The organism is Streptomyces sp. NPDC005262 (assembly GCF_042872425.1).
Lineage (GTDB): Bacteria > Actinomycetota > Actinomycetes > Streptomycetales > Streptomycetaceae > Streptomyces.
Genome location: NZ_JBIAKK010000002.1, coordinates 1,057,238 through 1,080,052 on the forward strand (window position 1 = coordinate 1,057,238; position 22,815 = coordinate 1,080,052).

At 71.0% G+C, this 22,815-nt stretch carries 19 protein-coding genes; 5 read left to right on the forward strand and 14 right to left on the reverse strand.

All coding sequences use genetic code 11. The annotated features are described in order from the left end of the window. Positions 1-71: 71 nt before the first annotated feature. The 13 genes from ACFYP5_RS09925 to iolC form a co-directional block, all read right to left on the reverse strand. Positions 72-1,685 carry a von Willebrand factor type A domain-containing protein gene (locus tag ACFYP5_RS09925; protein WP_389032850.1) on the reverse strand — a complete coding sequence of 538 codons (1,614 nt, stop codon included), beginning with the start codon at positions 1,683-1,685 and terminating at the stop codon, positions 72-74. A 139-nt stretch (positions 1,686-1,824) separates the two neighbouring features. Continuing rightward, positions 1,825-2,700: an ABC transporter permease gene (locus ACFYP5_RS09930; RefSeq protein WP_389032853.1), complete on the reverse strand. Its 876-nt coding sequence runs from the start codon at positions 2,698-2,700 to the stop codon at positions 1,825-1,827. Further along, positions 2,697-5,453: an alpha/beta fold hydrolase gene (locus ACFYP5_RS09935; protein ID WP_389032855.1), complete on the reverse strand. Its 2,757-nt coding sequence runs from the start codon at positions 5,451-5,453 to the stop codon at positions 2,697-2,699. The genes ACFYP5_RS09930 and ACFYP5_RS09935 overlap by 4 nt, the downstream gene beginning before the upstream one ends. A 123-nt stretch (positions 5,454-5,576) precedes the next feature. Beyond that, complete coding sequence (locus ACFYP5_RS09940; RefSeq protein ID WP_389032858.1) at positions 5,577-6,395, reverse strand: maleylpyruvate isomerase family mycothiol-dependent enzyme; 819 nt, start codon at positions 6,393-6,395, stop codon at positions 5,577-5,579. Between the two features lie 354 nt (positions 6,396-6,749). After that, the gene (locus ACFYP5_RS09945; protein WP_389032861.1) at positions 6,750-7,202 is read right to left on the reverse strand and encodes an SRPBCC domain-containing protein; all 453 of its coding nucleotides are present in this window, start codon (positions 7,200-7,202) and stop codon (positions 6,750-6,752) included. Positions 7,203-7,349: 147 nt separating this feature from the next. After that, complete coding sequence (locus tag ACFYP5_RS09950; protein ID WP_389032864.1) at positions 7,350-9,785, reverse strand: SpoIIE family protein phosphatase; 2,436 nt, start codon at positions 9,783-9,785, stop codon at positions 7,350-7,352. 224 nt (positions 9,786-10,009) lie between these two features. Then, positions 10,010-10,156, reverse strand: coding sequence for a DUF4291 family protein (locus ACFYP5_RS09955; protein ID WP_389033018.1), 147 nt, complete (start codon positions 10,154-10,156; stop codon positions 10,010-10,012). 30 nt (positions 10,157-10,186) lie between these two features. Continuing rightward, positions 10,187-11,080, reverse strand: coding sequence for a phosphotransferase family protein (locus ACFYP5_RS09960; RefSeq protein ID WP_389032866.1), 894 nt, complete (start codon positions 11,078-11,080; stop codon positions 10,187-10,189). Positions 11,081-11,552: 472 nt separating this feature from the next. Further along, complete coding sequence (gene mmsA, locus ACFYP5_RS09965) at positions 11,553-13,052, reverse strand: CoA-acylating methylmalonate-semialdehyde dehydrogenase (protein ID WP_389032869.1); 1,500 nt, start codon at positions 13,050-13,052, stop codon at positions 11,553-11,555. Positions 13,053-13,072: 20 nt separating this feature from the next. Next, positions 13,073-14,986 (reverse strand): 3D-(3,5/4)-trihydroxycyclohexane-1,2-dione acylhydrolase (decyclizing), encoded by a 1,914-nt coding sequence (gene iolD, locus ACFYP5_RS09970; protein ID WP_389032872.1) that lies wholly within the window; start codon positions 14,984-14,986, stop codon positions 13,073-13,075. Then, positions 14,983-15,927 carry a 5-deoxy-glucuronate isomerase gene (iolB, locus tag ACFYP5_RS09975; RefSeq protein WP_389032875.1) on the reverse strand — a complete coding sequence of 315 codons (945 nt, stop codon included), beginning with the start codon at positions 15,925-15,927 and terminating at the stop codon, positions 14,983-14,985. Before iolB ends, iolD begins: the two co-directional genes overlap by 4 nt. Positions 15,928-15,957: 30 nt before the next feature. Further along, on the reverse strand, positions 15,958-16,845 hold the full coding sequence (locus ACFYP5_RS09980) for a deoxyribose-phosphate aldolase (protein ID WP_389032878.1): 888 nt from the start codon (positions 16,843-16,845) through the stop codon (positions 15,958-15,960). After that, entirely contained in the window at positions 16,842-17,885 is a 1,044-nt protein-coding gene (gene iolC, locus ACFYP5_RS09985; RefSeq protein ID WP_389032881.1) for a 5-dehydro-2-deoxygluconokinase, read from the reverse strand. The genes ACFYP5_RS09980 and iolC overlap by 4 nt, the downstream gene beginning before the upstream one ends. A 135-nt stretch (positions 17,886-18,020) precedes the next feature. Here iolC and ACFYP5_RS09990 point away from each other — a divergent pair, with 135 nt between their 5' ends. From ACFYP5_RS09990 to ACFYP5_RS10000, 3 genes are all read left to right on the forward strand, one after another. Continuing rightward, positions 18,021-18,971, forward strand: a complete 951-nt coding sequence (locus ACFYP5_RS09990; RefSeq protein WP_389032884.1) for a sugar phosphate isomerase/epimerase family protein — start codon at positions 18,021-18,023, stop codon at positions 18,969-18,971. A gap of 85 nt (positions 18,972-19,056) precedes the next feature. After that, positions 19,057-19,440: a peptidoglycan-binding protein gene (locus ACFYP5_RS09995; protein WP_389032886.1), complete on the forward strand. Its 384-nt coding sequence runs from the start codon at positions 19,057-19,059 to the stop codon at positions 19,438-19,440. 218 nt (positions 19,441-19,658) lie between these two features. Continuing rightward, positions 19,659-19,856 (forward strand): AlpA family transcriptional regulator, encoded by a 198-nt coding sequence (locus ACFYP5_RS10000; RefSeq protein WP_030935124.1) that lies wholly within the window; start codon positions 19,659-19,661, stop codon positions 19,854-19,856. Positions 19,857-19,957: 101 nt separating this feature from the next. Here ACFYP5_RS10000 and ACFYP5_RS10005 read toward each other — a convergent pair whose 3' ends face one another. Beyond that, a complete protein-coding gene (locus ACFYP5_RS10005) occupies positions 19,958-21,004 on the reverse strand; it encodes a zinc-dependent alcohol dehydrogenase family protein (RefSeq protein ID WP_389032889.1) in 1,047 nt (348 codons plus the stop codon). 306 nt (positions 21,005-21,310) lie between these two features. Here ACFYP5_RS10005 and ACFYP5_RS10010 point away from each other — a divergent pair, with 306 nt between their 5' ends. Together ACFYP5_RS10010 and ACFYP5_RS10015 are read left to right on the forward strand one after the other, a co-directional pair. Then, on the forward strand, positions 21,311-21,619 hold the full coding sequence (locus ACFYP5_RS10010; RefSeq protein WP_389032892.1) for a heavy-metal-associated domain-containing protein: 309 nt from the start codon (positions 21,311-21,313) through the stop codon (positions 21,617-21,619). Between the two features lie 135 nt (positions 21,620-21,754). Further along, the coding region (locus ACFYP5_RS10015) for a heavy metal translocating P-type ATPase (protein WP_389032895.1) at positions 21,755-22,815 on the forward strand (1,061 nt) is incomplete at its 3' end.

Genomic DNA, 22,815 nt, shown 5'->3' on the forward strand with positions numbered 1-22,815 from the left:
GCCGCTCAGCACCGCCCCCCGTCCCCACCACCTCACGTCCCCGGCTCGCCGCCCTCCGGGCTCCCCCGCGGTCAGTCCATCTCGCCCTCCTGCTGTCCCCCGCCGTCCGATCCGCTGCCGCCCCTGAGTCCGTCCGCCCGGGCGATCGCGGTTGCCAGCTTCCGGACCGAGCTGTCCTCCGTGGCGGTCGCCAACTCCGCTGCCCGATCCGCGAGTTCACCGAGCCCCGGCTGACCCGGCAGCTTGCCGCCACGCAGGTCCTCCGCGAAGTACGCAGCCACCGCGGCCACCTGGAGCCGGCTGCCGCTGTCGCCGCCCCACAGCCTGCCGTCCATCGCGCCGGTCTCGACCGATCCGGACCGCTCGTGCGGCGCCCGCGTCTTCGGATCCAGCCAGCGCACCGTCGCGGTCGCCACATGCCCGGCGGCGCCGTCGCGGAGCCGTACGGCGTAGAGCGCCGTCACCGTGTGGCCGGGACCGACCTCGCCGCCGTCCACGCTGTCGTCGCGGAAGTCGTCGTCGGCGACCTTCCGGTCCTCGTAGCCGATGAGCTTGAACTGCTGGACGGTCTTCGGGTCGAAGGCGACCTGGGCCTTGGCGTCGCGCGCCCGCAATTCGATGTGGGCGGGGAGCTGGTCGACGAAGACCTTTCGCGCCTGGGTCTCGTCGGCGATGTACGTGGTGTGGCCGTCGCCCTTGTCGGTGAGGCGTTCCATCAGCGCGTCGCCGTAGTCGCTGCCGACGCCGACGCCGAAGAGGGTGATGCCGTAGTCGCGGCGGGCGGCGTCGATCCGTTCGAGGATGGCGTCGGCGTCGGTCTCGCCGGTGTTGGCGAGGGCGTCGGAGAGCAGGACGACCCGGTTGTTGGCACCTTCGCGGTGGCCGTCGACCGCCTCCTCGTAGCCGCGCCGGATCCCCGCTTCCACATTCGTGGAGTCCGTCGGTTCCATGGAGTCGACTGCGTCGTGGATCCTTCCGCGGTGGTCCCGAAGCCGGGTCATCGGCAGCAGGGTCTTCGCCTCGTCGCTGAAGGTGACCAGGGAGACGGAGTCGTCGTCGCGGAGTTCGTCGGTGAGGAGGGAGAGGGACTTCTTCACCAGGTCGAGGCGGCCGGGTTCGGCCATCGAACCGGAGATGTCGACCACGAAGGTGAGCGCGGCGGCCGGGCGTTCGCCGTGCTCGTCCGCGACCCGGGTGGCCAGACCGACCCGTACGAGCGACCAGTCGCCGGCCCGCGCACCGTCTCCCCGGCCGGTGTCCGTCCGGGCTCCGTCGACCGTCACCGAGAAGCCGTTGCCGGACGGCCGCCGGTAGCCCTGACGGAAGCTGTTGACGAACTCCTCGGGCCGTACGGTCTGCGCTCCCGGCAGTTCGCCGTCGGCGAGCTTGCGGCGCGCGTACCCGTAACTGGCGGTGTCCACGTCCAGTGCGAACGTGGAGAGATAGTCCGGCGCCACGGGCTTCTGCCGCGCGCCCTCGGCGTTCTGCGCGCTGTCGTCCGACGCACCGGGGGCCGGCGCGGGCGCGACCTGGCCGCCCCCGCTCGTCCCCTGTGTGCGCTTCGCGCTGTCGACCGCCGAGTCGTTCATGCCGTCCCCGCCCCCGCAGCCGGTGAGCAGCACCCCGCCCACCAGAAGCAGACCCAGCGTCCTTGCGTATGTCCCTCTGTACGTCCGGCGTTCCATTCTCTGCCCCCAACGTCGTGTCAGCACTTGTGAATGTGACGGTCGGGACGGCGTCAAGGAGCAGACGAAGACGTTGCGGATGAATCTCGATGCGGCAACGGCGGGCGCGAAGGCCGCGAATCGCCTCGGAACATCAAGGTCAGGACACGATGTCCTTACGACTGAACCCCCGGAAGGCGAACGCGAACAGGATCAGGGCGTACGTCACCGAGATCGCCGCGCCCTTTGCCATGCCGCCCCACTCCAGGTCGGGCTGAAGGGCGTCCGCCCAGGCGAACTGCCAGTGCGCGGGCAGGAATTCGCGCCAGGAACCGAGTGCGGTGACGGCGTCGAGGACATTGCCGACGATGGTCAGCCCGACCGCGCCGCCGACCGCGCCCAGCGGGGCGTCGGTCTTCGTCGAGAGCCAGAACGCCAGCCCGGCGGTGACCAGTTGGGACACAAAGATGAACGCGACGACGAGCGCGAGCCGGGGCACGGTGTCGCCGGTCGCCAGCGCGCCCCCGGTGGGGAGATGGAGCGGCCCCCAGCCGTACGCGGCGGCTCCCGCGGCCAGGGCGACGAGTGGCAGCAGCACCATCGCGGCCAGGCTGAAGCCGAGTGCCACGACGAGTTTGCTCCACAGCAGCCTGGCCCGGGGGACGGGCGCCGCCAGCAGATAGCGCAGCGACGACCAACTGGCCTCCGAGGCGACGGTGTCCCCGCAGAACAGCGCCACCGGCACGACGAGCAGGAACCCGGCGGAGACGAACAGGCAGGTCGCGGCAAAGTTCGCGGCGGACGCGGTCGCCGTGTCCATCAGCGTGATGCGGTCGCCGCCGCCCCGGGAGTCCGGGGTGCCCCCGATCGCGAACGCGGTGATCAGGATGAACGGTAGGGCCGCCAGCACCCCGCCCATCAGCAGGGTGCGGCGCCTGCGCAGCTGCCGCACGGCCTCGACGCGCAGCGGCAGGGTGTGCCGCGCCCGGTATCCGCGGGCTTCGGCGGTGTCGGTGACATCGACTGCGGCACTCATGCGGAGCCTCCGGAGATCAGGGTGAGGAACGCGTCCTCCAGGCGGCGGTGCGGTCCGACACCGGTCAACGGCACGTCGAGCCGGACGAGTTCGGCGATCAGCGCGGAGGACGAGGTGTCGCCGTCGAGCCGTACGAGCAGCCCGCGCCCGTCGTCGGTACGGACCGCGGATCCGATGCCGGGCAGCGCGGCGACCTTGTCCACCAGTGGTTCGGCGACCTCCGCCGCGGTGCTGATCAGCAGGGTGTCGCCGGAGCCGGTGATCTCGGCGACCGGGCCCGCCTGGACGAGCCGGCCTCGGTCCATGACCACCAGGTGGGTGCAGGACTGTTCGACCTCGGAGAGGAGATGGCTGGAGACGATGACGGTCCGGCCCCCGGCCGCGTACCGGATCATCACGTCCCGCATCTCGCGGATCTGGGGCGGGTCGAGACCGTTGGTCGGCTCGTCGAGGATGAGGAGGTCCGGCATGCCCAGCATGGCCTGGGCGATGGCGAGCCGCTGCCGCATGCCTTGCGAGTACGTCCGCACCGCGCGGGCCAGCGCGTCGCCGAGTCCGGCGATCTCCAGGGCCTCCTCGATGTGCGAGTCCTCGGCGGGACGTCCGGTGGCCTGCCAGTACAGCTCCAGGTTGGCCCGCCCGGACAGATGCGGCAGGAAGCCCGCCCCTTCGACGAACGCCCCGACCCGGGACAGCACGGGCGCGCCCGGCCGGATGGCATGCCCGAAGACGCGGATCTCGCCGCCGTCGGGGCCGATGAGCCCCATCAGCATCCGCAGGGTGGTGGTCTTCCCCGCCCCGTTCGGTCCGAGGAGTCCGAGGACCTGGCCCTTCTCGACCCGGAAGGACAAGTCCTTGACGGCGTACCTGTCGGCGGACCTGGCGTACTTCTTGGACAGGCCGGTGATCTGGAGGGGGACGTCGGCGAGCGCCGGGTCCGGGGCCGGGGTCGCGGTGCGGCGGCGTGCGGTGAGCAGCAGCGCGAGAGCGATGACGGCGGCCGCGGCGGGAAGTCCCCAGGTCCACCACGGCAGTCCGGCCGACGCGGTCTTCACCGCGGGTGCGGTGGGGACGGTCAGCGGGCCGTCGAGGGAGACGGTGTACGTGGTCGGCTCGGCCGGTGAGGCGTAGCCGAGGTCGGTGGCCGAGAGGATCAGACGGAGCCGGTGTCCGGCGTCGAGGGCGTGGTCGACGGCGGGCAGGGTCAGCTCGACGGTCTTGTTCTGCTGTGCGGGCGTGATCCGGTAGGGGGCGACGAGCTGGGCGGGCAGCACCTGCTGCCGTCCGTCCGGCGCCACGTCGTACACCTTGCCGAACAGCACCGCATCACCCTGCCCGGCCGTCACCTTCACACGGACGGTGGGTGATCCGGTGATACGCATCGAGGTGCCGAGGGGTGCGGAGTCGAAGCGGGCGTACTGGCCGGGGAAGTCGAGCGAGAGTCCGACGCCGAGGGTGGAGAGCTGGGCGAGTCCGCCGCCGACGCCCGGGACTGCGGAGATGGCGGGCGGGTTGGCGCCGGCCGGGTTCCGGAAGGTCTGCGTCCGCAGACCGGCGGAGGCACCGTCCGGTGCGCCACCGTTCGCACCGTCCCGTGCGCCGCCCTGGCTGCTGCTCCCGCCCAGGCCCGTGATCTCCTGCCGGCCTCCCGTGCCCGTGAGCGTGATCTGCCGGCCGCCGCTCGACAGCCCCGGGTAACGGTCGCTGCTCGCGCCGCGCTGGAGGGCGGCGCCATCGGTGGAGTCGATACCTCCGGTACGGGTGACGCGGAAGCCGGGCCCGGTGTCGACGCCCTTGTCCTCCTTCAGGTACCGGTCGAACCACGACCCGATCCGGTTCTCGACCCGACCGCTCTCCAGGTCCCCGCCGTCGTGCCCGCCCGCGATCCAGTCGACGGAGACAGGCGCGCCATTCCCGCTGATGGTGCGTGCCATGGCATCGGCCTGGCCGAGCGGGAAGAGGGAGTCGGTCTGTCCCTGCACGATGAGCGCGGGCACCTTGATGCGGTCGCCGACGGCGGCCGGGGAGCGGTCGGTCAGCAGGGCGCGGGCGGCGGCGTCCGGCTTCCCGGAGACGGCGACCCGTTCGTACATGTCGCACAGCTGCTTCTCGAACTTGTCGCAGCCGCCGCCCGAGGTGATGAAGATCCCCGCCCAGAGCTTCTTGAAGACACCGTCGGGGAAGAGCGCGTCGGAGAGGTTCCAGTAGGAGATCACCGGTGCGACGGCGTCGACGCGCTTGTCGTGCCCGGCGGCGAGGAGCGAGACCGCGCCACCGTACGAGGCACCGGTGACGCCGACGCGCGGGTCGCCCTTGCCGTCCAGCTGCACCTCGGGCCTGCGGGCCAGCCAGTCGATCAGCCCGGACACGTCCTTGACCTCGCGGCCGGGTGCGTTGAGCGAGATGTCCCCGCCGGACTTCCCGAACCCGCGGGCCGACCAGGTCAGGACGGCGTAACCGGCACCGGCCAACTTCTCGGCCTGCGCCCGCACATCGTCCTTGGAGCCGCCGAAGCCGTGCCCGATCAGCACGGCGGGCCGGCGCTCCGAACCCCCGGACGTGAAGTACGAGGTGTCGATCGACACCCCGTCCACCTGCATCATCCGGTCCTCGCGGTGCACGGCGGGCGCGCTGTCGTCGGCCGCCGCGGTCCAGGTGCCGGCGCCCGCCAGCACGACGAGCGCGGCCAGGGCCGCCACCCACCGGCCGCGTCCGCGGGTCCACCGGCGCCATCGGGAGTCAGGGGTCTGCATGACTCGACCCTAAGCGCCCGCCCCGCGCTCCCGGGCTGCCGAAAGGGGGAACTGCCGAGCCTCCTTGAGACGTACGCTCCTCCCCCGCCGTACTCCGTACGCGGTATGCCCGACGCGTGTTCCTCAGGGCGCCGTGAACAACGTCGGGAAGCGGGGGGCCAGCCAGGGCTTGCGGCCCCAGGCGAGCACACGGCCGCGAGCCATGGCACCCCACGGATCGCAGCGGCCGAGTGCGATCAGCAGGAAGGTGACCGGTTCGATGAGGATGGTGCAGTCCGGGCGGCCCAAGGGTCCCGGGCTGACGGTCAGCGCTCCGTCGGTGAAGGTGGCACCGAAGCGCTGTCCACCCCGCAGGCGGATCGTGAAGCGGGCGGTCAGTCCGGCGGCGGCCGGGGCTACCACCCGCGGCATGCTGGTGATCATGAAGGGCATGGACAGCTCGACCCGGGAGCCGTCGAGCATGTGCGGACGCCCCACCGCGCGGGCGAGATCGTAGCCGTGGCCGAGCATGTGCGTGAGCAGATACGAGCCGAGGGTGGCCACATCCATCGAGCCCAGAGGGGTGATCACGGTCTCGTCCAACGGGCGCTGCTCCGCCGCCGCGAGGAAGGCGTCGGCCTGCGCCACGATCATCTCGGCGAGCGGATCGGCCCCACGCTCGCCGAACCCTGCGAGGGAGCGCTCGTTGGCCGCCGCCAGGCTCTGCGGCGTACCGTCCCCGTACGGGCGGTCGTGACCGGCCGCGATATCGGCCATCAGCTCATTGGCCTGCGCCAGGTGGGCCGCCGCCTCCCCGAGGGTCCAGGTGGATCCGGGGACCGGGATGCCCGTGTCCGTCCGGCCGCGCAGCAACGCCGCCATCTCCTCGGCGGTGTCGTGTATCGCCTCGGCAAGTCCCTCGGGAAGCGCGTCTCGTCGCTCCCGGGCAGGCGTTGGTTCCACGGCTGTCTCCCTCGTCCCGCTGCCCTGAGCCGGCCTCCACGGTCGAAGGTCCGGCGGATCCGTGCAGAATGCCAGGCCGCGTCGATGGGAGCAGCCACCGGGGCAGGGATCCGGGGAGTTCGGGGTGGTTCAGCCGGTCGGAGACGTGACGTCCGTGAGGTAGGGCGACTCGGTCGGGAGCAGCGCCGCCGCATCGTCGAGCCGGCCGGCCCGCACCGAGGCGCGGATCTCCCGGCCGAGCGGGGTGACGTCGCAGAAAAAGATCGAACTGCACAGGCAGACGGCCGGTGGCAGAACCGGGCGTGTTCCGGCCTGCCCCCGTGATGCACGGGCGGTCGGTGGTTCCGAGCGGGGTCAGTTCCTCGCCTCTTCGGCCAGGAAGGCGCTCAGGCTGTCGAGCAGCATGGTGCTGCCCTGTTCGCTCATCTCGCGTTCCTCGGCGGTGTCGCAGGTCTGGTGGAGCACGATCCGCGTGCTGTCGTCGTTCTGCTCGTCGAGTTCCACGGTCATGGCTGCGGGCGCGGGCTTGCCGGGTACGTCCATACCGACCACCAGGAGGCGCTTCTCGGCGACCTCGAGATAGGAGCCGGTCAGCGGGAACTGTCCGCCGTCGGGCGTGGCCATCGTGGCCTTCCACGCTCCGCCCGGCCGTACGTCCATCTCGACGGAGCCGGCAACGGCGTAGGCCCAGCGGGCGTACTGCTCGGGAGTGGTCCACGCCCGCCACACCTTCACCGCGGAGGCGTCGAGCGTTCGGGTCAGCTTGTAGGAGTAGCCGTTGGCCGGGGTGGTCTGCTCGGTGCTCATTCTTCGTCTCCTCGTTTTTTCGTGCCTGGTCGGGACTGTCGCACCTGTAGACGCCCGTGGACGCGGAGACTCATCGGTCTTGCCGGGGCTTCCCAGCCTGATCCGCCGCGACAGCACCTGATGAAACAGAAACGCCCTCGTCGCGGGTCATGCGCGCGGGAGAGGCTGCTCCGTCCAGACGGTCTTGCCGTCGTGGCTGTAGCGGGTGCCCCACCGCTCCGTGAGCTGCGCGACCAGGAAGAGCCCGCGGCCGCCCTCGTCCGTGCTGAGGGCCCGTCGCAGGTGAGGGGAGGTGTGGCTGGTGTCGGACACCTCACAGATCAGGCAATGCGTACGGATGAGGCGCAACGTGACGGGGCCGGCCGCGTACCGGTAGGTGTTGGTGACGAGCTCGCTGGCGACCAGCTCGGTGGTGCAGGCCAGTTCCGTCAGCCCCCATTCGGTCAGTTTCGCCGTGATCAGCTGCCTGGCGCAGGCGGCGGCGGTCGCTTCCAAGGGCAGCTGCCAGGTGGCGACATTCTGTGGGGGCAGCACCCGGGTACGGGCGAGGAGCAGCGCGATGTCGTCGGTGGGTGGGTGCTCCTTGGGCAGCAGCGCCTCGACCACGGCATGGCAGGTGCTGTCCAGGGGGTCGGTGGAGTTGGTGAGGCATTCGTGCAGGTGCTCCAGCGCGACGTCGATGTCGCCGTTGCGCGCCTCCAGAAGACCGTTGGTGTAGAGCGTGAGCAGGCTCCCCTCGGGGACGTCGAGGTCGCACGTCTCGAACGGCAGTCCGCCCAGTCCGAGCGGTGGGCCTGCGGGCAGGTCGAGCACGGTCACCTGGCCGTCCGGCGTGGTCATCATCGGTGCCGGGTGGCCGGCGCGTGCCAGGGAGCAGTGCCGGGAGACCGGATCGTAGACCGCGTAGACGCAGGTGGCCCCGATCATCTGCTCGATCGCCGACCCATTGCCGTCGGTGATCGCCTCCAGCTCGGTGGCCAGCAGACTGACCAGATCGTCCAGCCGCGCCACCACCTCGTCCGGTTCCAGGTCGAGGCTGGCCAGGGTGCGCACAGCGGCGCGCAGGCGGCCCATCGAGGCCGCAGCGTGGATCCCGTGGCCGACCACGTCTCCCACAACGAGGGCGACCCGGGCCCCCGACAACGGGATCACGTCGAACCAGTCACCGCCGATACCCGGTTCACCGCTCGCCGGGAGGTACCGGCAGGCCACCTCGACGGCCGGCAGGTCGGATGCCGCGCTCGGCAGCAGACTGCGCTGCAGGGTCAGGGCGGCGCTCTGCTGCTGGGTGAATCGGCGCGCGTTGTCGATGCAGACGGCCGCACGCGAGGAAAGCTCCTGGGCCACGGCGGCATCGTCGTCCTCGAAAGGCTCCGAATTACGCGATCGCCATAGGCTCACCACGCCCAGTACCAGACCGCGCGCGACCAGGGGCGCCGCGATCAGCGAATGAACTCCGAGACCCAGGGCGATCTCGATCCGCCGCCGGTCCATGGCGTACCACTCGGGGCGGAGGGGCAGCAGTCCTTCGAGAATCGGGCGACGCTCGTACAGGCACCGCGCCTGCGGAGACTCCGGAAGCAGCGTGACCACATCGCCTTCCTTGAACGGGACGCGATGCTCTGGAGGGGAAAGGGCGACTCGGACCAGCGGACCTGACGCACCGGAGACTGGATCGTCACCCAGTGTCACCGGCTTGAGGAGGTCCACCGAGCAGTAGTCGGCCAAGCCGTGGACGGCCACCTCGGCCAGCTCCCGAGCGGTCTGTGTCACGTCCAGTGAGGTTCCGATCCGGACGCTTGCCTCGTTCAGCAGGGCGAGCCTGCGTTGGGCCCGGTGGCGGTCGGTCACGTCCTCGATCGTCTCCGCCACGCCGAGTACCCGGCCCGAGGGGTCTTCCATGCGGAACGCCGAGACGGACACGATCCGTTCCCGACCTGGATCGTGGCGTGCCCGGGCGGACTGCTCCGTGAAGATCAACGGCTCGCCGGTCTCCAGGACGTGTCGTACCCGCTCATCGGTCGGACCTGCGTCCTCGTCGACCATGAATTCGCGGGGGCGACGGCCCACCGGTGCCTCGGCCGGGACGCCGCTTGCCTTTTCGACCGCGCGGTTGACCCGAATCACTCTCCTGTCCGGGCCGTAAGTGACCAGCCCGATCGGGGACCGGCGGTACAGGCCGTCCAGCAGCGCACGGTCCCGCTGCCAGGCATCGACCTCCGCGGCTGGGGCTCCGACCAGGACCCACTCCCGGCTGTCCCCGTCCCGGGTGATCGCACGGGCCCGGAAACCCATCTCCATACGCCGTCCGTCGCGGTGGCGGACGGGCAGGACCCCGAACCAGCCCCCCGCCCTCATGGCGTCCACGACGACGGTCCGCGCGGCAGGCAGGTCAAGGGCGTCGACCAGGAGGCCCTGCCACGCTCTTCCGATCACTTCCTTGGCCGGATAGCCCAGCAACTCCTGTGCACGTGCGCTCCAGCCGACCACGGTGCCTCGATCGTCGAGCACGGCCGAGGCGCCACGCCCGAGGGCGAACGGATCCTCAGCACTCTCGCTGAAACGCATCGACGGAGTCCCCATGGCCACCACCTTGCCTACGTGATTCCGATGTTCCTCCCCGCGGTCTGCGTTCGCGACCTCCCGTTCCTCTCGGCCCGGCCGTTGGGTGAACTTGTCCGTCACAGGTGCAGGGCAGCCAGTGGTTCGTCCGCGACGGGGTAGGGGGTGTTCCTGAGGCAGCAGTCCCGCGGCGGCGTCCAGCTCGCTGCGGCTCACCAGGTCGTGGATCTCTCGGGCGAGCGGAGTCACGTCGCTGATGGCCCCGTCCACTCGTCCGCGTAGCGTCCTACGGCCTTGCCGGAGAGACCGAGTTGGAATGAGCGGTACGTCAGGGGGCGCAGGTGCAGGTCACGCTCGGGTTCCCCCTGCTGGTTCCCTCCCGGCGGGTTGATGTCCCTGGCGCCCCGGTCGAGATGAGGCGGCTATGACGGAAACAGCCATTCCATCGCGGCAAGGCTCTTGGCGACGTATTTGCCTTGTCCCGTCTCGATGCCGTATGCCAGATCCTCGAAGACACTGCACCTGGCATAGAACACGGCGCGCTCGCTGAGAGCCGCGACGTCGTTGACATCGGTTCGATAGGTGCTGATGGCGGCGCGGGTAGCCGCGGGACCGAGATCGCGGTAGAGCAGCCCGAAGTCGCAGGCCGGATCGACGACGGCGGCATCGCTCCAGTCGATGATGCCGGTCACCCTCCATGCGACCGGGTCGACGAGAACGTGTTCGATCCCCAGATCGTTGTGGGAGAACGTCGGGGTGCAGCCATCGTGCGGTGGTGCGGCGCCCAGGAACGCCTCGACGGATCGGCGCTGCGCCGCCGGTACCTGCCCGGCCACCGTCACATAGTTCTCCGTGGCCTCATGTCGCCACTCGGCCACCGGCCGGTGGTCCGTTTCGACGGCCATCCGATCGATCGCAACAGCGTGCAGCGCAGTGAGCAGCTCGCCAAGCGTGGCGCCGATCGACGTGCCGTGGGCCGATCGCTGGTGCCGCGGCATATCCACCAGTGGCACACCGGGAAGCTTGAAGTACGCCAGACAACCCTGCTCCGCGACCGTGAACGTCGGCTGGGGCACGAGCAGCGGCGAAACGTCGGCGACGGCAGCAAGCACGCGGGCCTCGTGGTTCAGCAGGGCGGCCCGCCGTGCCAGGTCGGGCTCCTTGCTGAAGCGCACGATCAGCTCACCGTTCACCTCGTACGCCAGATTGTCCAGGCCCTCGCCGAGCTGCACGACGGAGTCGACCTGGTAGTCGGGCATGTGCGCGATCACGACGCTGCGGACGTCTGCGACGCGGTCGCGGCTGCGACTGGTCATTCGCGGACGATATCAATCGACCACACGGCGTCAGCGGTGGTCATCGAGTGGCCGCGCGGTCGCCGACCGGGCCCGCACCGGCGCGGACGGTCTCTCTTCAGGCACCGAAAGGGGCTGTGAACGCGCCTTGATGACTCACGTCATGCAGTCGCGCTTCCAGGCAGCGGGAAAGCGGCCGTCACGGGGGCAGGCAGCCCGATGAACGGGGGTGTACGCCTGGTGGACGGTGACCGTGGAGCGGTGCGCCGGGCGCGGATCCCGTATCGGGGCGCGGTGCGGAAGGCCCATGCGGTCATGGGGTCCAGGACGGGCGAGGCGCACCGCGTCCTGCCCCCCGGGTTTCGGCAGGTCCGGCGCGGTACCGGCCGGCGCCGCGGACGGAACACCGCGCCCCGCAGGGCGGCCCGCCGTCGGAGCACCACCGGGCCCCGGCCGCTGGTACGGCCGGGGCCCGGTGCGGGTGGGATACGGATCAGTGGTTGCGGGGGAAACCGAGGTCCACACCGGCGGGGGCTTCGGCCGGGTCCGGCCAGCGGGTGGTGACGACCTTGCCGCGGGTGTAGAAGTGCACGCCGTCGTTGCCGTAGATGTGGTGGTCGCCGAAGAGCGAGTCCTTCCAGCCACCGAAGGAGTGGTAACCGACCGGCACCGGGATCGGCACGTTGACGCCGACCATGCCGGCCTCGATCTCCAGCTGGAAGCGGCGGGCGGCGCCACCGTCACGGGTGAAGATCGCGGTGCCGTTGCCGAACGGCGAGGCGTTCATGAGGGCGACGCCCTCCTCGTACGTCTCGGCGCGCAGGACGCACAGCACCGGGCCGAAGATCTCGTCCTTGTACGCGTCCGAGTCGGTGGACACGTGGTCGAGGAGGGAGAGGCCGATCCAGTGGCCGTCCTCGAACCCGTCCACGGTGTAGCCGGTGCCGTCGAGGACGACGTCGGCGCCCTGGGCCGCCGCGCCCGTGACGTACGAGGCGACCTTGTCGCGGTGGGCCGCGGTGATCAGCGGGCCCATCTCGGACGTCGGGTCGTTGCCCGGGCCGATCTTGATCTTCTCGGCGCGCTCCTTGATCCTGGCGACGAGTTCGTCGCCGACGGCGCCCACCGCGACGACCGCGGAGATGGCCATGCAGCGCTCACCGGCGGAGCCGTACGCGGCGGAGACCGCGGCGTCGGCGGCGGCGTCGAGGTCCGCGTCCGGCAGGACCAGCATGTGGTTCTTCGCACCGCCGAGCGCCTGGACGCGCTTGCCGTTGGCGGAGGCGGTGGTGTGGATGTAGCGGGCGATCGGGGTGGAGCCGACGAAGGAGACCGCGGCGACGTCCGGGTGGTTCAGCAGTCCGTCGACGGCGACCTTGTCGCCGTGCAGCACGTTCAGCACGCCGTCCGGCAGTCCGGCCTCGGCTGCCAGCTCGGCCAGCAGGTTGGCGGCCGACGGGTCCTTCTCGCTCGGCTTCAGCACGAACGTGTTGCCGCAGGCGATGGCCAGCGGGAACATCCACATCGGCACCATCGCCGGGAAGTTGAACGGCGTGATGCCTGCGACGACACCGAGCGACTGGCGGATCGAGGAGACGTCGACCCGGCTGGAGACCTGGGTGGACAGCTCGCCCTTGAGCTGGGTGGTGATACCGCAGGCCAGCTCGACGATCTCCAGACCGCGGGCGACCTCACCGAGCGCGTCGGAGTGCACCTTGCCGTGCTCGGCGGTGATCAGCGCGGCGATGTCGTCACGACGGGCGTCGAGCAGTGCGCGGTAGCGGAACAGGACGGCGGTGCGGGCGGCCAGCGAGGACGTGCCCCACGTCGCGTACGCGTCCTTCGCGGCGGCGACCGCGGCGTCGACCTCTTCGAGGGAGGCGAGTGCGACCTGGGTGGTGACGGCGCCGGTGGCCGGGTCGGTGACCGGGCCGTAGTTGCCCGACGTGCCCTCGACGGTCTTGCCACCGATCCAGTGGTTGACGGTCTTCATTACGAAACTCCTTCAGGCCTTCAGAGGTGGCGGCGTCGGGCTGCGACTTGCCGGTCGTAGTCTTCCCGGGCTTTGACCGCCGACGGGCGGGTGGCCGTTTCGGCTACAGGAACATCCCACCACGCCTGCGCCGGAGGGGGGCCCGACACTGTGTCTGCCGTTTCGGTCTCGACGTAGACACAAGTGGGGCGGTCCGAGGCCCGCGCAACGGCGAGGGCTTCGCGCAGGTCACGCACGGTCTTCGCGCGCAGCACCCGCATGCCGAGAGAGCCGGCGTTGGCCGCGAGATCGATGGGCAGCGGGGGGCCGGTGAAACTGCCGTCGGCGGCGCGCTGCCGGTAGGCGGTACCGAAGCGTTCGGCACCGACCGACTCGGAGAGTCCACCGATCGAGGCGTAGCCGTGGTTCTGCAGGACGACGACCTTGACCGGCAGGTTCTCCTGCACGGCGGTGACGATCTCGGTGGGGTTCATGAGGTAGGTGCCGTCGCCGACGAGCGCCCAGACGGGCCGGCCGGGGGCGGCCAGCTGTACGCCGATCGCGGCCGGGATCTCGTATCCCATGCAGGAGTAGCCGTACTCGACGTGGTACTGGCTTCGGGAGCGGGTCCGCCACAGCTGGTGCAGGTCGCCGGGGAGCGAGCCCGCCGCGTTGATCAGGATGTCGTCGTCGTCGACCAGGGTGTCGAGCAGACCGAGGACCTGGGCCTGGGTGGGCCGCGCCGCCGGGTCATCTGCGGCGAACGCCGTGTCGACGCGCTGCTCCCAGCGCTCCTTGGCGTCGGTGTACTCGGTCTCGTAGGCCGGGTCGACACGGTAGTTGCGCTCGTTCAGGGCCTCGGTCAGCGCTTCGAGGGCGGTACGGGCGTCGGCGACGAGCGGGAGCGCGGCGAGCTTGTGGGCGTCGAAGCCGGTGATGTTGAGGTTGAGGAAGCGGACCGCCGGGTTCGAGAAGAGGGTGGCTGAGGCGGTGGTGAAGTCGGACCAGCGGGTGCCGATGCCGATGATCAGGTCGGCAGTTCGGGCCAGTTCGTCGGCGGTCGCGGTGCCGGTGTGGCCGATGCCGCCGACGTCGGCGGGGTGGTCGTGGCGCAGCGAACCCTTGCCGGACTGGGTGGAGGCGACGGGGATCCGGGTGGCGGCGGCCAGTGCGGCGAGGGTCTCCTCGGCCGCGCTGTGATGGACCCCGCCGCCTGCGACGATCAGCGGCCGGCGGGCGGTGCGCACGGCCCGTACCGCCCGTTCCAGTTCGTGGGCGTCGGGTGCGGGGCGGCGTACGTGCCAGACGCGCTCGGCGAAGAACTCCTCCGGCCAGTCGTACGCCTCCGCCTGCACGTCCTGCGGCAGCGCGAGTGTGACGGCGCCGGTCTCCGCCGGGTCCGCGAGGGTCCGCATGGCCTGGAGGGCGGCCGGAACGAGCGCTTCGGGGCGGGTGATGCGGTCGAAGTAGCGGGAGACGGGGCGCAGGCAGTCGTTGACGGAGAGGTCACCCGCGGACGGGACTTCGAGCTGCTGGAGCACGGGGTCGGCGGGGCGGGTCGCGAAGATGTCGCCGGGGAGGAGGAGGACGGGGAGGTGGTTGATGGTGGCGAGGGCGGCGCCGGTGACGAGGTTGGTGGCGCCGGGGCCGATGGAGGTGGTGACGGCGTGCGCGGAGAGGCGGCCGGACTGGCGGGCGTAGCCGACGGCGGCGTGCACCATGGCCTGCTCGTTGCGGCCCTGGAGATAAGGCATGGCCGGCCGGGCGGATACGGACCCGGGCGCGGCGGCCGCCCCCGTCTCCAGGAGCGCCTGGCCGATTCCGGCGACGTTGCCGTGGCCGAAGATGCCCCAGGTGGCGCTGATCAGACGCTGCCGCCGGCCGTCGCGCTCGGTGTACTGGCGGGCGAGGAAGGACACCAGGGCCTGGGCGGTGGTGAGCCTGCGGGTGCTCATCGAGGTGCCTCCTGACCGGGGAGTCCGGACGTTCCGGACAGTCCGTGGAGCGGCAGCCGGGGGTCGACCGGCTGGGCGGGCCAGGTGTCGCGGATCCAGCCGTGGTCGGGGTGGTCACTGATCAGCCACTCCCGCTGCTCTCCCGGGCCCGCCATCACATTGAGGTAGTACAGGGTGTGGCCGGGAGCGGCGATGGACGGGCCGTGCCAGCCGTCGGGGATCAGCACGGCGTCGCCGCTGCGGACTTCGGCGAGCAGGTCCGTACCGCCGGGCCGGGACGGGGACACGCGGTGGTAGCCGAGGCCGGGCCGGCCCCGGTTCGCCTCGATCTCGAAGTAGTAGATCTCTTCGAGGACGGACTCGGCGCCGGGCCGGTACTCGTCGTGCTTGTGCGGCGGGTACGAGGACCAGTTGCCGCCGGGGGTGAGGACCTCGACGGCGATCAGCCGGTCGCAGTCGAACGTGTCGGCAGCGGCGAAGTTGTTGACCTGGCGCGAGCAGTTCCCGGCCCCGCGCAGCTCGACGGGTACCTCCGGCGCGGGGCCGTAGCGAGCGGGGAGTCGTCGCTCGCACTTCGCTCCTGCCAGGGCGAAGCGGCCTCCGGCGCCGGAGGAGATCTGGGCATGGGCGTCACGCGGTACGTACGCGAAGTCGGAGACCCCACTGAACACGCTTTCCCGGCCCAGCAGTTCAAAGATCTCACCTGAGGTGTGCACCGTACAGCCACCGGTCAACGGCAGGATGATCCATTCACTCTCCCCGGTGGCCAGCATGTGAACACCACCCGGCGGCAGCTCCACCACGCGCAGGCTCGACCGGTCCCAACCGGCCCGCTTCGGGTCGATGTCCAGGGCATACGGTCCGTCGGCCGCGCTGCCGGCGGACAGATGCCGCTCGTACGACGGCCGGTCGCGTACGCCTTCGTCGTTGTCCGTAGTCATGCCTCTCCCATACCCGTCCCTGCCCCCTCGCTACAGCAGCGCCACAGCTGTGTCGACAGCCCCGGCCACATCGCCGTCGACCGGATAGAGCAACGACCGCCCGACCACCAGCCCTTGGACGGTGGGGAGCCGGAGCGCCCTGCGCCATTTCTCGTACGCACCCTCCTGGTCGCCGCCCACCTCGCCGCCCAGCAGCACGGCGGGCAGCGTCGATGTCTCCATCACGCGCGCCATGTCGTCGGGGTTCTCGGTGACGGGGACCTTGAGCCAGGTGTACGCGGAGGTGCCGGCCAGCCCCGAGGCGATGGCGATCGACGTGGTCACCGCCGCCGCGCCGAGGTCGTTGCGGACCTTGCCGTCGACACGGCGGCAGAGGAACGGCTCGACGAAGACCGGCAGCCGGTGCGCGGCCATGGCGTCGATCGCGCGGGCGGTGGCATGCATCGTGTCGAGGGAACCGGGGTCGTCGTAGTCGATACGGAGCAGCAGCTTGCCCGCGTCGAAGCCGAGCCGGGCGAGGTCGTCGGGGCGGTGGCCGGTGAAGCGGTCGTCGAGTTCGAAGGAGGCGCCCGCGAGTCCGCCTCGGTTCATCGAACCGACGACGACCTTGTTCTCCAGCGCACCGAGAAGCAGCAGGTCGTCGAGGATGTCGGCGGTGGCGAGGACGCCGTCGACGCCGGGGCGGGAGAGGGCGAGACAGAGCCGCTCCAGGAGCTCGAACCGGTTGGCCATGGCCAGTTCGTGCTCACCGACGGCGAAGGAGCCGCGGGCCGGGTGATCCGCGGCGATGATCATCAGGCGGCCGCTGTCGCCGACGAGGGGCCGCCTTCGGCGCCGGGCGGCGGTCTCGGTGACGGCCTCGGGGTGGCGCACACGCAGCCGGACGAGGTCGGAGACGGAGGAGGCCGCCGGCGTCATGAACCCGCCCCGGGTTCACCGGCGGTGACGGCGCCCCGGACGAGCGCCTCTTCCACCTCGTACGGGAACGGCATGGCCGGCGAACAGGCGAGCCGGGACGCGACGATGGCGCCGGCGGCGTTGGCGTACCGCATGACGCGCTCGGTCTCCCAGCCGGCGAGCAGCCCGTGACAGAGCGCACCGCCGAACGCGTCTCCGGCGCCGAGACCGTTGACGACCTCGACGGGCAGAGGCGGGACGTCGGCGACGGTGCCGTCGCGGTGGACCGCGAGGACGCCCTTGGGGCCCTGCTTGACGACGGCGAGTTCGACCCCGGCGGCGAGCAGGGCGCGGGCGGCATGGTACGGCTCGCGCTCCCCGGTGGCGATCTCGCACTCGTCGAGATTGCCGACGGCTACGGTGGCGTGCGCGAGGGCCTCGCGGTAGCGGGCGGAGGCGGTGGGGTGGCCGGGGTGGTCCGCGCCGGGGTCGTCGGGCCAGAACATCGGGCGCCAGTCCAGGTCGAAGACGGTGAGGGGTCCGGGGCCGGGTCCCTGCCCGCCGCGGGACCGCTCCCGCGCCTCGCTCCGGGCGCGCAGCGCCGCCAGCGTGGCCGTGCGGCTCGGTTCCGCGCACAGGCCGGTGCCCGTCATCCAGAAGACCCGGGCCGCGCGGATCGCGCCGAGGTCGAGTTCCGCTTCGTGGATCTCCAGGTCGGGCGCCTTGGGCTGCCGGTAGAAGTAGAGCGGGAAGTCGTCCGGCGGGAAGATCTCGCAGAAGGTCACCGGGGTCGGATACGCGTCGACGGGCGTCACCCACCGGTCGTCCACCCCGAACTCCCGCAGCTGCTGGTGGAGATAGTTCCCGAAGGCGTCCCGGCCGGTGCGCGTCACCACCGCCGTCCGTCTGCCGAGCCGGGCCGCCGCGACGGCCACATTGGTCGGTGAGCCACCGAGAAACTTTCCGAATGTGTCGACCTGAGCCAGCGGCAGACCGGTCTGAAGCGGGTAGAGGTCCACCCCGATCCGCCCCATGGTGATCACGTCGTACATCTCAGGCATACGCGTCCCTTCGACCGGCGGCCCGGAGCGGCTGCCCCCAGGTCTAGCCCTCCCTCCGGAACCCTGTCAACATTTTGTCCGGACATAAGGACGAAGCCTTGACACCCGTCTCCCGGGGCCGGGAGTGTGGCCGATATGACCTCTTCAGCATCTGCTCCGGCCCGCATCCGCATCGGCTCGGCACCCGACTCCTGGGGGGTCTGGTTCCCCGACGATCCCCAGCAGGTGCCGTGGCAGCGCTTCCTCGACGAGGTCTCCGAGGCCGGTTACGAGTGGATCGAACTGGGCCCCTACGGCTACCTCCCGACCGACCCGGCCCGCCTCGCTGACGAGACCCGACGCCGCGGGCTCACCGTCTCCGCGGGCACCGTTTTCACCGGATTGCACCATGGACCGGACGTCTGGGACCGGACCTGGGCGCATGTCGCCGACATCGCGGCGCTCACCCGGGCGATGGGCGCCGAGCATCTGGTGGTCATCCCGTCGTTCTGGCGCGACGACAAGACCGGTGAGGTCCTGGAGGACCGCACGCTCACCGCGGAGCAGTGGCGCGACCTCACCACCCAGACGGAGCGTCTGGGCCGCGAGGTACGGGACCGGTACGGGCTGCGTATCGTCGTCCACCCTCATGCGGACACCCATGTGGACAGCGAGGAGAACGTCAGCCGGTTCCTCGACGCCACGGACCCCGACCTGGTCTCGCTCTGTCTCGACACCGGTCACTACGCCTACTGCGGGGGTGACAGCGTCAAGCTGATCGAGACCTTCGGCGAGCGGATCGGCTATCTGCACCTCAAGCAGGTCGACCCGGAGATCCTGGCGCAAGTCGTGGCGGACGAGGTGCCGTTCGGACCCGCCGTGGCGCGCGGGGTGATGTGCGAACCACCGAACGGCGTACCCGCCCTGGGGCCCGTGCTCGACGCCGCCCGCCGGCTGGACGCCGATCTGTTCGCGATCGTCGAGCAGGACATGTATCCGTGCCCGCCCGAAAAGCCCCTGCCGATCGCCCGTCGCACCCGGGACTTCCTCCGCTCGTGCGGCACCCCGGTGCGGGCGCCCGACACGCCGAACCGCCCGGGGAAGTGACGCAGCGGCGGATTGCGGTGTTGTTCTCGGCAAGAGGAGGGTGCGGCCCCACCGCACCCCTCGACCGACCGAGGAGCAACTCACCGTGATCCGAAAAGCGTTCCGCACCCCCAGGACCGCCGGGGCCTCGGCCCTGGCCGCACTCGCCCTGGCCGCCGCCCTCATCGCGGCCCCGGCCGCCTCGGCCGCCGAGCAGGAGCCTGCACCGCCGCTCGCACCGCCCGGCGCCGGCGCGGTCTGCGCGTTCTACTTCGGCAACGAGCCGACCCTCTACGGCGATCAGGGCGACCGGGCCTCGGAGGTGCAGTGCCTGCTCGCCAACCGCCGCTATCTGCCGTGGAGTGAGGTCGACGGCACCTTCGGACCGACGACCCTCGCCGCCGTCCAGCGCTTCCAGGCGGACCACCCGCCGCTCGTTCCGAGTGGCCTGGTCGGACCGCGGACCTGGTCGGCACTCTGGAACGCTTAGTCGAATTCGACCCCGATGCATGCCTTCTGTCACAGAGATCACCCCCTCGTCACACATGTCTCCGTTACGCGGGTCTTCCGTCACAGGCGCTCGACAGCCCCTCTCCGCCGCTCGCTCCGCGTCGTTCACCGAACACAGGCTGAGTGATCGTCGGCGTGCGCACCGCGGCTCCCCCGACGGCCCCCCGACTGCCGCTGCGGTGCAGAGAGGTGTCATTCATGACGGACAGAAGGCTCTGGTCCTACAAGGACATTGCAGCGCACATCCGGGTGCAGCCGGACACCGTCCGCTCGTACCGCAAACATGGGCTGCTTCCCGCGCCGGACCATGTGGAGGGCGGTAAGCCCTACTGGTACGCGGACACCGTCCGCGCCTGGGTCGCGTCACGCCCGGGCAATCGGGGCCGCAGGGACTGACACCTCTTCCTTGTCGCCCCGTTTCCGTTCCGGCCCCGTCCGGCGATCGGCCTCCATGATCCGCCGACGCCGTACGGGGCCTCCGTCTTCGCCGGGCCCGGCTACTTCGCCGGTTCGATGATCGTCACTCCTGCCCCGGGGGCCGTCCCCATCGCGGCGAGCGCCGCCGGGGCGGCGTCCAGCGCGACGGTGGAGGTCACCAGCAGGTCCGGGCGCAGGATGCCGGCCCGCACCATGTCCATCATCGGCGGGTAGTCGTGCGCTGCCATTCCATGGCTGCCGAGGATCTCCAGCTCCAGGGCTGTCACCCGCGACATGGGGACGACGGGGTCACCTGCCGCCGTGGGCAGCAGACCGACCTGCACATGACGGCCCTGCCACCGCAGGCTCCGGACCGAGGCGGCGCAGGTGACCGGGGAGCCCAGCGCGTCGAGCGACAGATGGGCACCGCCACCCGTCAGTTCGCGCACCGCTTCGCCCGCGCCGTCCGGATGGGCGGACGCGTCCACGCACGCCACCGCTCCGAACGTCCGCGCCAGTTCGAGCGCGCGAGCCGAGACGTCGACGGCGACCACCCGCGCCCCGCAGGCCACCGCGATCATGACGGCCGACAGCCCGACCCCGCCGCAGCCGTGCACGGCGACCCATTCCCCCGGACCCACCCGCCCCTGACCGACGACTGCCCGGAACGCCGTCGCGAACCGGCAGCCGAGACCTGCCGCCGTCGCGAACGACAGCTCTTCGGGCACGGCGACCAGATTGACGTCGGCCTGTTCCAGCGCCACGTACTGGGCGAACGACCCCCAGTGGGTGAAACCAGGCTGGGTCTGCCGCTCGCAGACCTGTTGGGCCCCGGCCGCGCAGGCGGAGCAGCGCCCGCAGGCGCAGACGAAGGGAACGGTGACGCGGTCGCCCGGCCGCCAGTTGGCGACTGCGCTCCCGACCGCCTCGACCACACCGGCGAGTTCATGACCGGGCACATGCGGCAGGGTGACGTCCGGGTCGTGCCCCATCCAGCCGTGCCAGTCGCTGCGGCACAGCCCGGTCGCCTCGACACGGACCACGACGCCCTGATCGGAGGGGGCGGGATCCGGCAGGCCCCGCACGCCGGCGATCTTCCCGAACTCCTCGAACACCACAGCCCGCATCGGCCCCGCCTCTCGTCCCGCCCACCGGGCGTCGGCCGGCCCTCCCTCGGACCGCCCGACGGGCCGGCCATCAGGTCGCCGAATCTACGCCCTGACGGTGATCTTGTGGGCCGCCCGTCGCATCGAATCCGGTCGGTGATGCCGCCCGCCGGATTCCGCCGGATGGCCGACATCACTCGTCCGGCAGCGCGCCCCACCTCGCATTTATACCCCCTAGGGGTATAAAGTATGAGTGTTGGGGTGCACCAGCATTCCCGGGAGCCCCTGGCGCCACAGCGAGACGTACGCGTCGAAGAGGAGAACACCATGACCGCCGAGATCCAGCTCACCCAGGCCACCGGCTCCTGCTGCTCGCCGAGCGGCTCCTGCCACGACGGTACGGGCACCGAGGCCACAACGGACGGGGTCACCACCGTCTACCAGGTGACCGGCATGACCTGCGGGCACTGCGAGGGCGCCGTCTCCGAGGAGATCTCCGGTATCGAGGGCGTCACCTCGGTGAAGGCCGTGGCCGCCACCGGTCGGGTGACCGTGGTCTCCAAGACGCCGCTGACCGACGAGACCGTGCGGGCCGCGGTCGACGAGGCGGGATACGAACTCGTCGGCCAGGCCTGAATGCCGTCCGGCCCCTCGACACTCCTGCACAGACCCGCGTAACCCCGCATCATTCGCACCACCCTTTACCGCCGGGCCGGACCGACCAGCAGATACTGGCAGGCACGGCCCGGTAGGCATTTCAGGAGTTCGGACATGTACAGCGCAACAGAGGCCGAGGCCCCGGCCGCCGCCGGTTCGGAGGCCGAGCTCGTGATCGGCGGGATGACCTGCGCCTCGTGCGCGGCCCGCATCGAGAAGAAGCTCAACCGGATGGACGGCGTCGTCGCCACCGTCAACTACGCGACCGAGAAGGCCCGCGTGGAGTTCGGTGCCGGCACCCGGCTCGACGACGTGATCGCCACTGTCGAGAAGACCGGCTACACGGCAAAGCCGCTGCAGCGGTCCGCACCGACGCCGCCCGCCTCGCCTGTACCACCACCCGCGACCGAGCGGATGCCTCCGGCCGATGACACGAGCCCCACCGGACGGGCAGCGACCGGAGCCGCAGACACCGAGGACACGGCGGACGTCTCACCCGTCGCACGCCCCACCGCGACTACGGATGCCGCGGACACCGACGCCGACGATGCCCTCGCCGCCCTGCGTCAACGCCTCGTCGTCTCGGCCGTCCTCGCCGCCCCCGTCGTCCTCCTGGCCATGGTTCCCGCCTTCCAGTTCGACAACTGGCAGTGGCTCTCCCTCACCCTCGCCGCCCCCGTGGTCGTCTGGGGCGGCCTGCCCTTCCACCGTGCCGGCTGGACCAATCTCCGGCACGGCGCGGCCACCATGGACACCCTGGTCTCGATAGGCACCCTTGCCGCCTTCGGCTGGTCGCTCTGGGCGCTGTTCTTCGGCGACGCCGGTATGACCGGCATGCGGCACGGCTTCGACTTCACCGTCTCGCGCGCCGACGGCTCCTCCACGATCTATCTGGAGGTCGCCGCCGGGGTCATCGCCTTCATCCTGCTGGGCCGCCATCTGGAGGCGAAGTCCAAGCGGAAGGCCGGTTCCGCCCTCCGTGCGCTGATGCATCTCGGCGCCAAGGACGTCGCCGTCCTCCAGGGCGGCACGGAGGTGCGCATCCCTGTCGACCGGCTGACCGTCGGCGACCGTTTCGTCGTCCGTCCCGGCGAGAAGATCGCCACCGACGGCACCGTCGTCGAGGGCGCCTCGGCGGTGGACGCGTCGATGCTCACCGGCGAGTCCGTCCCGGT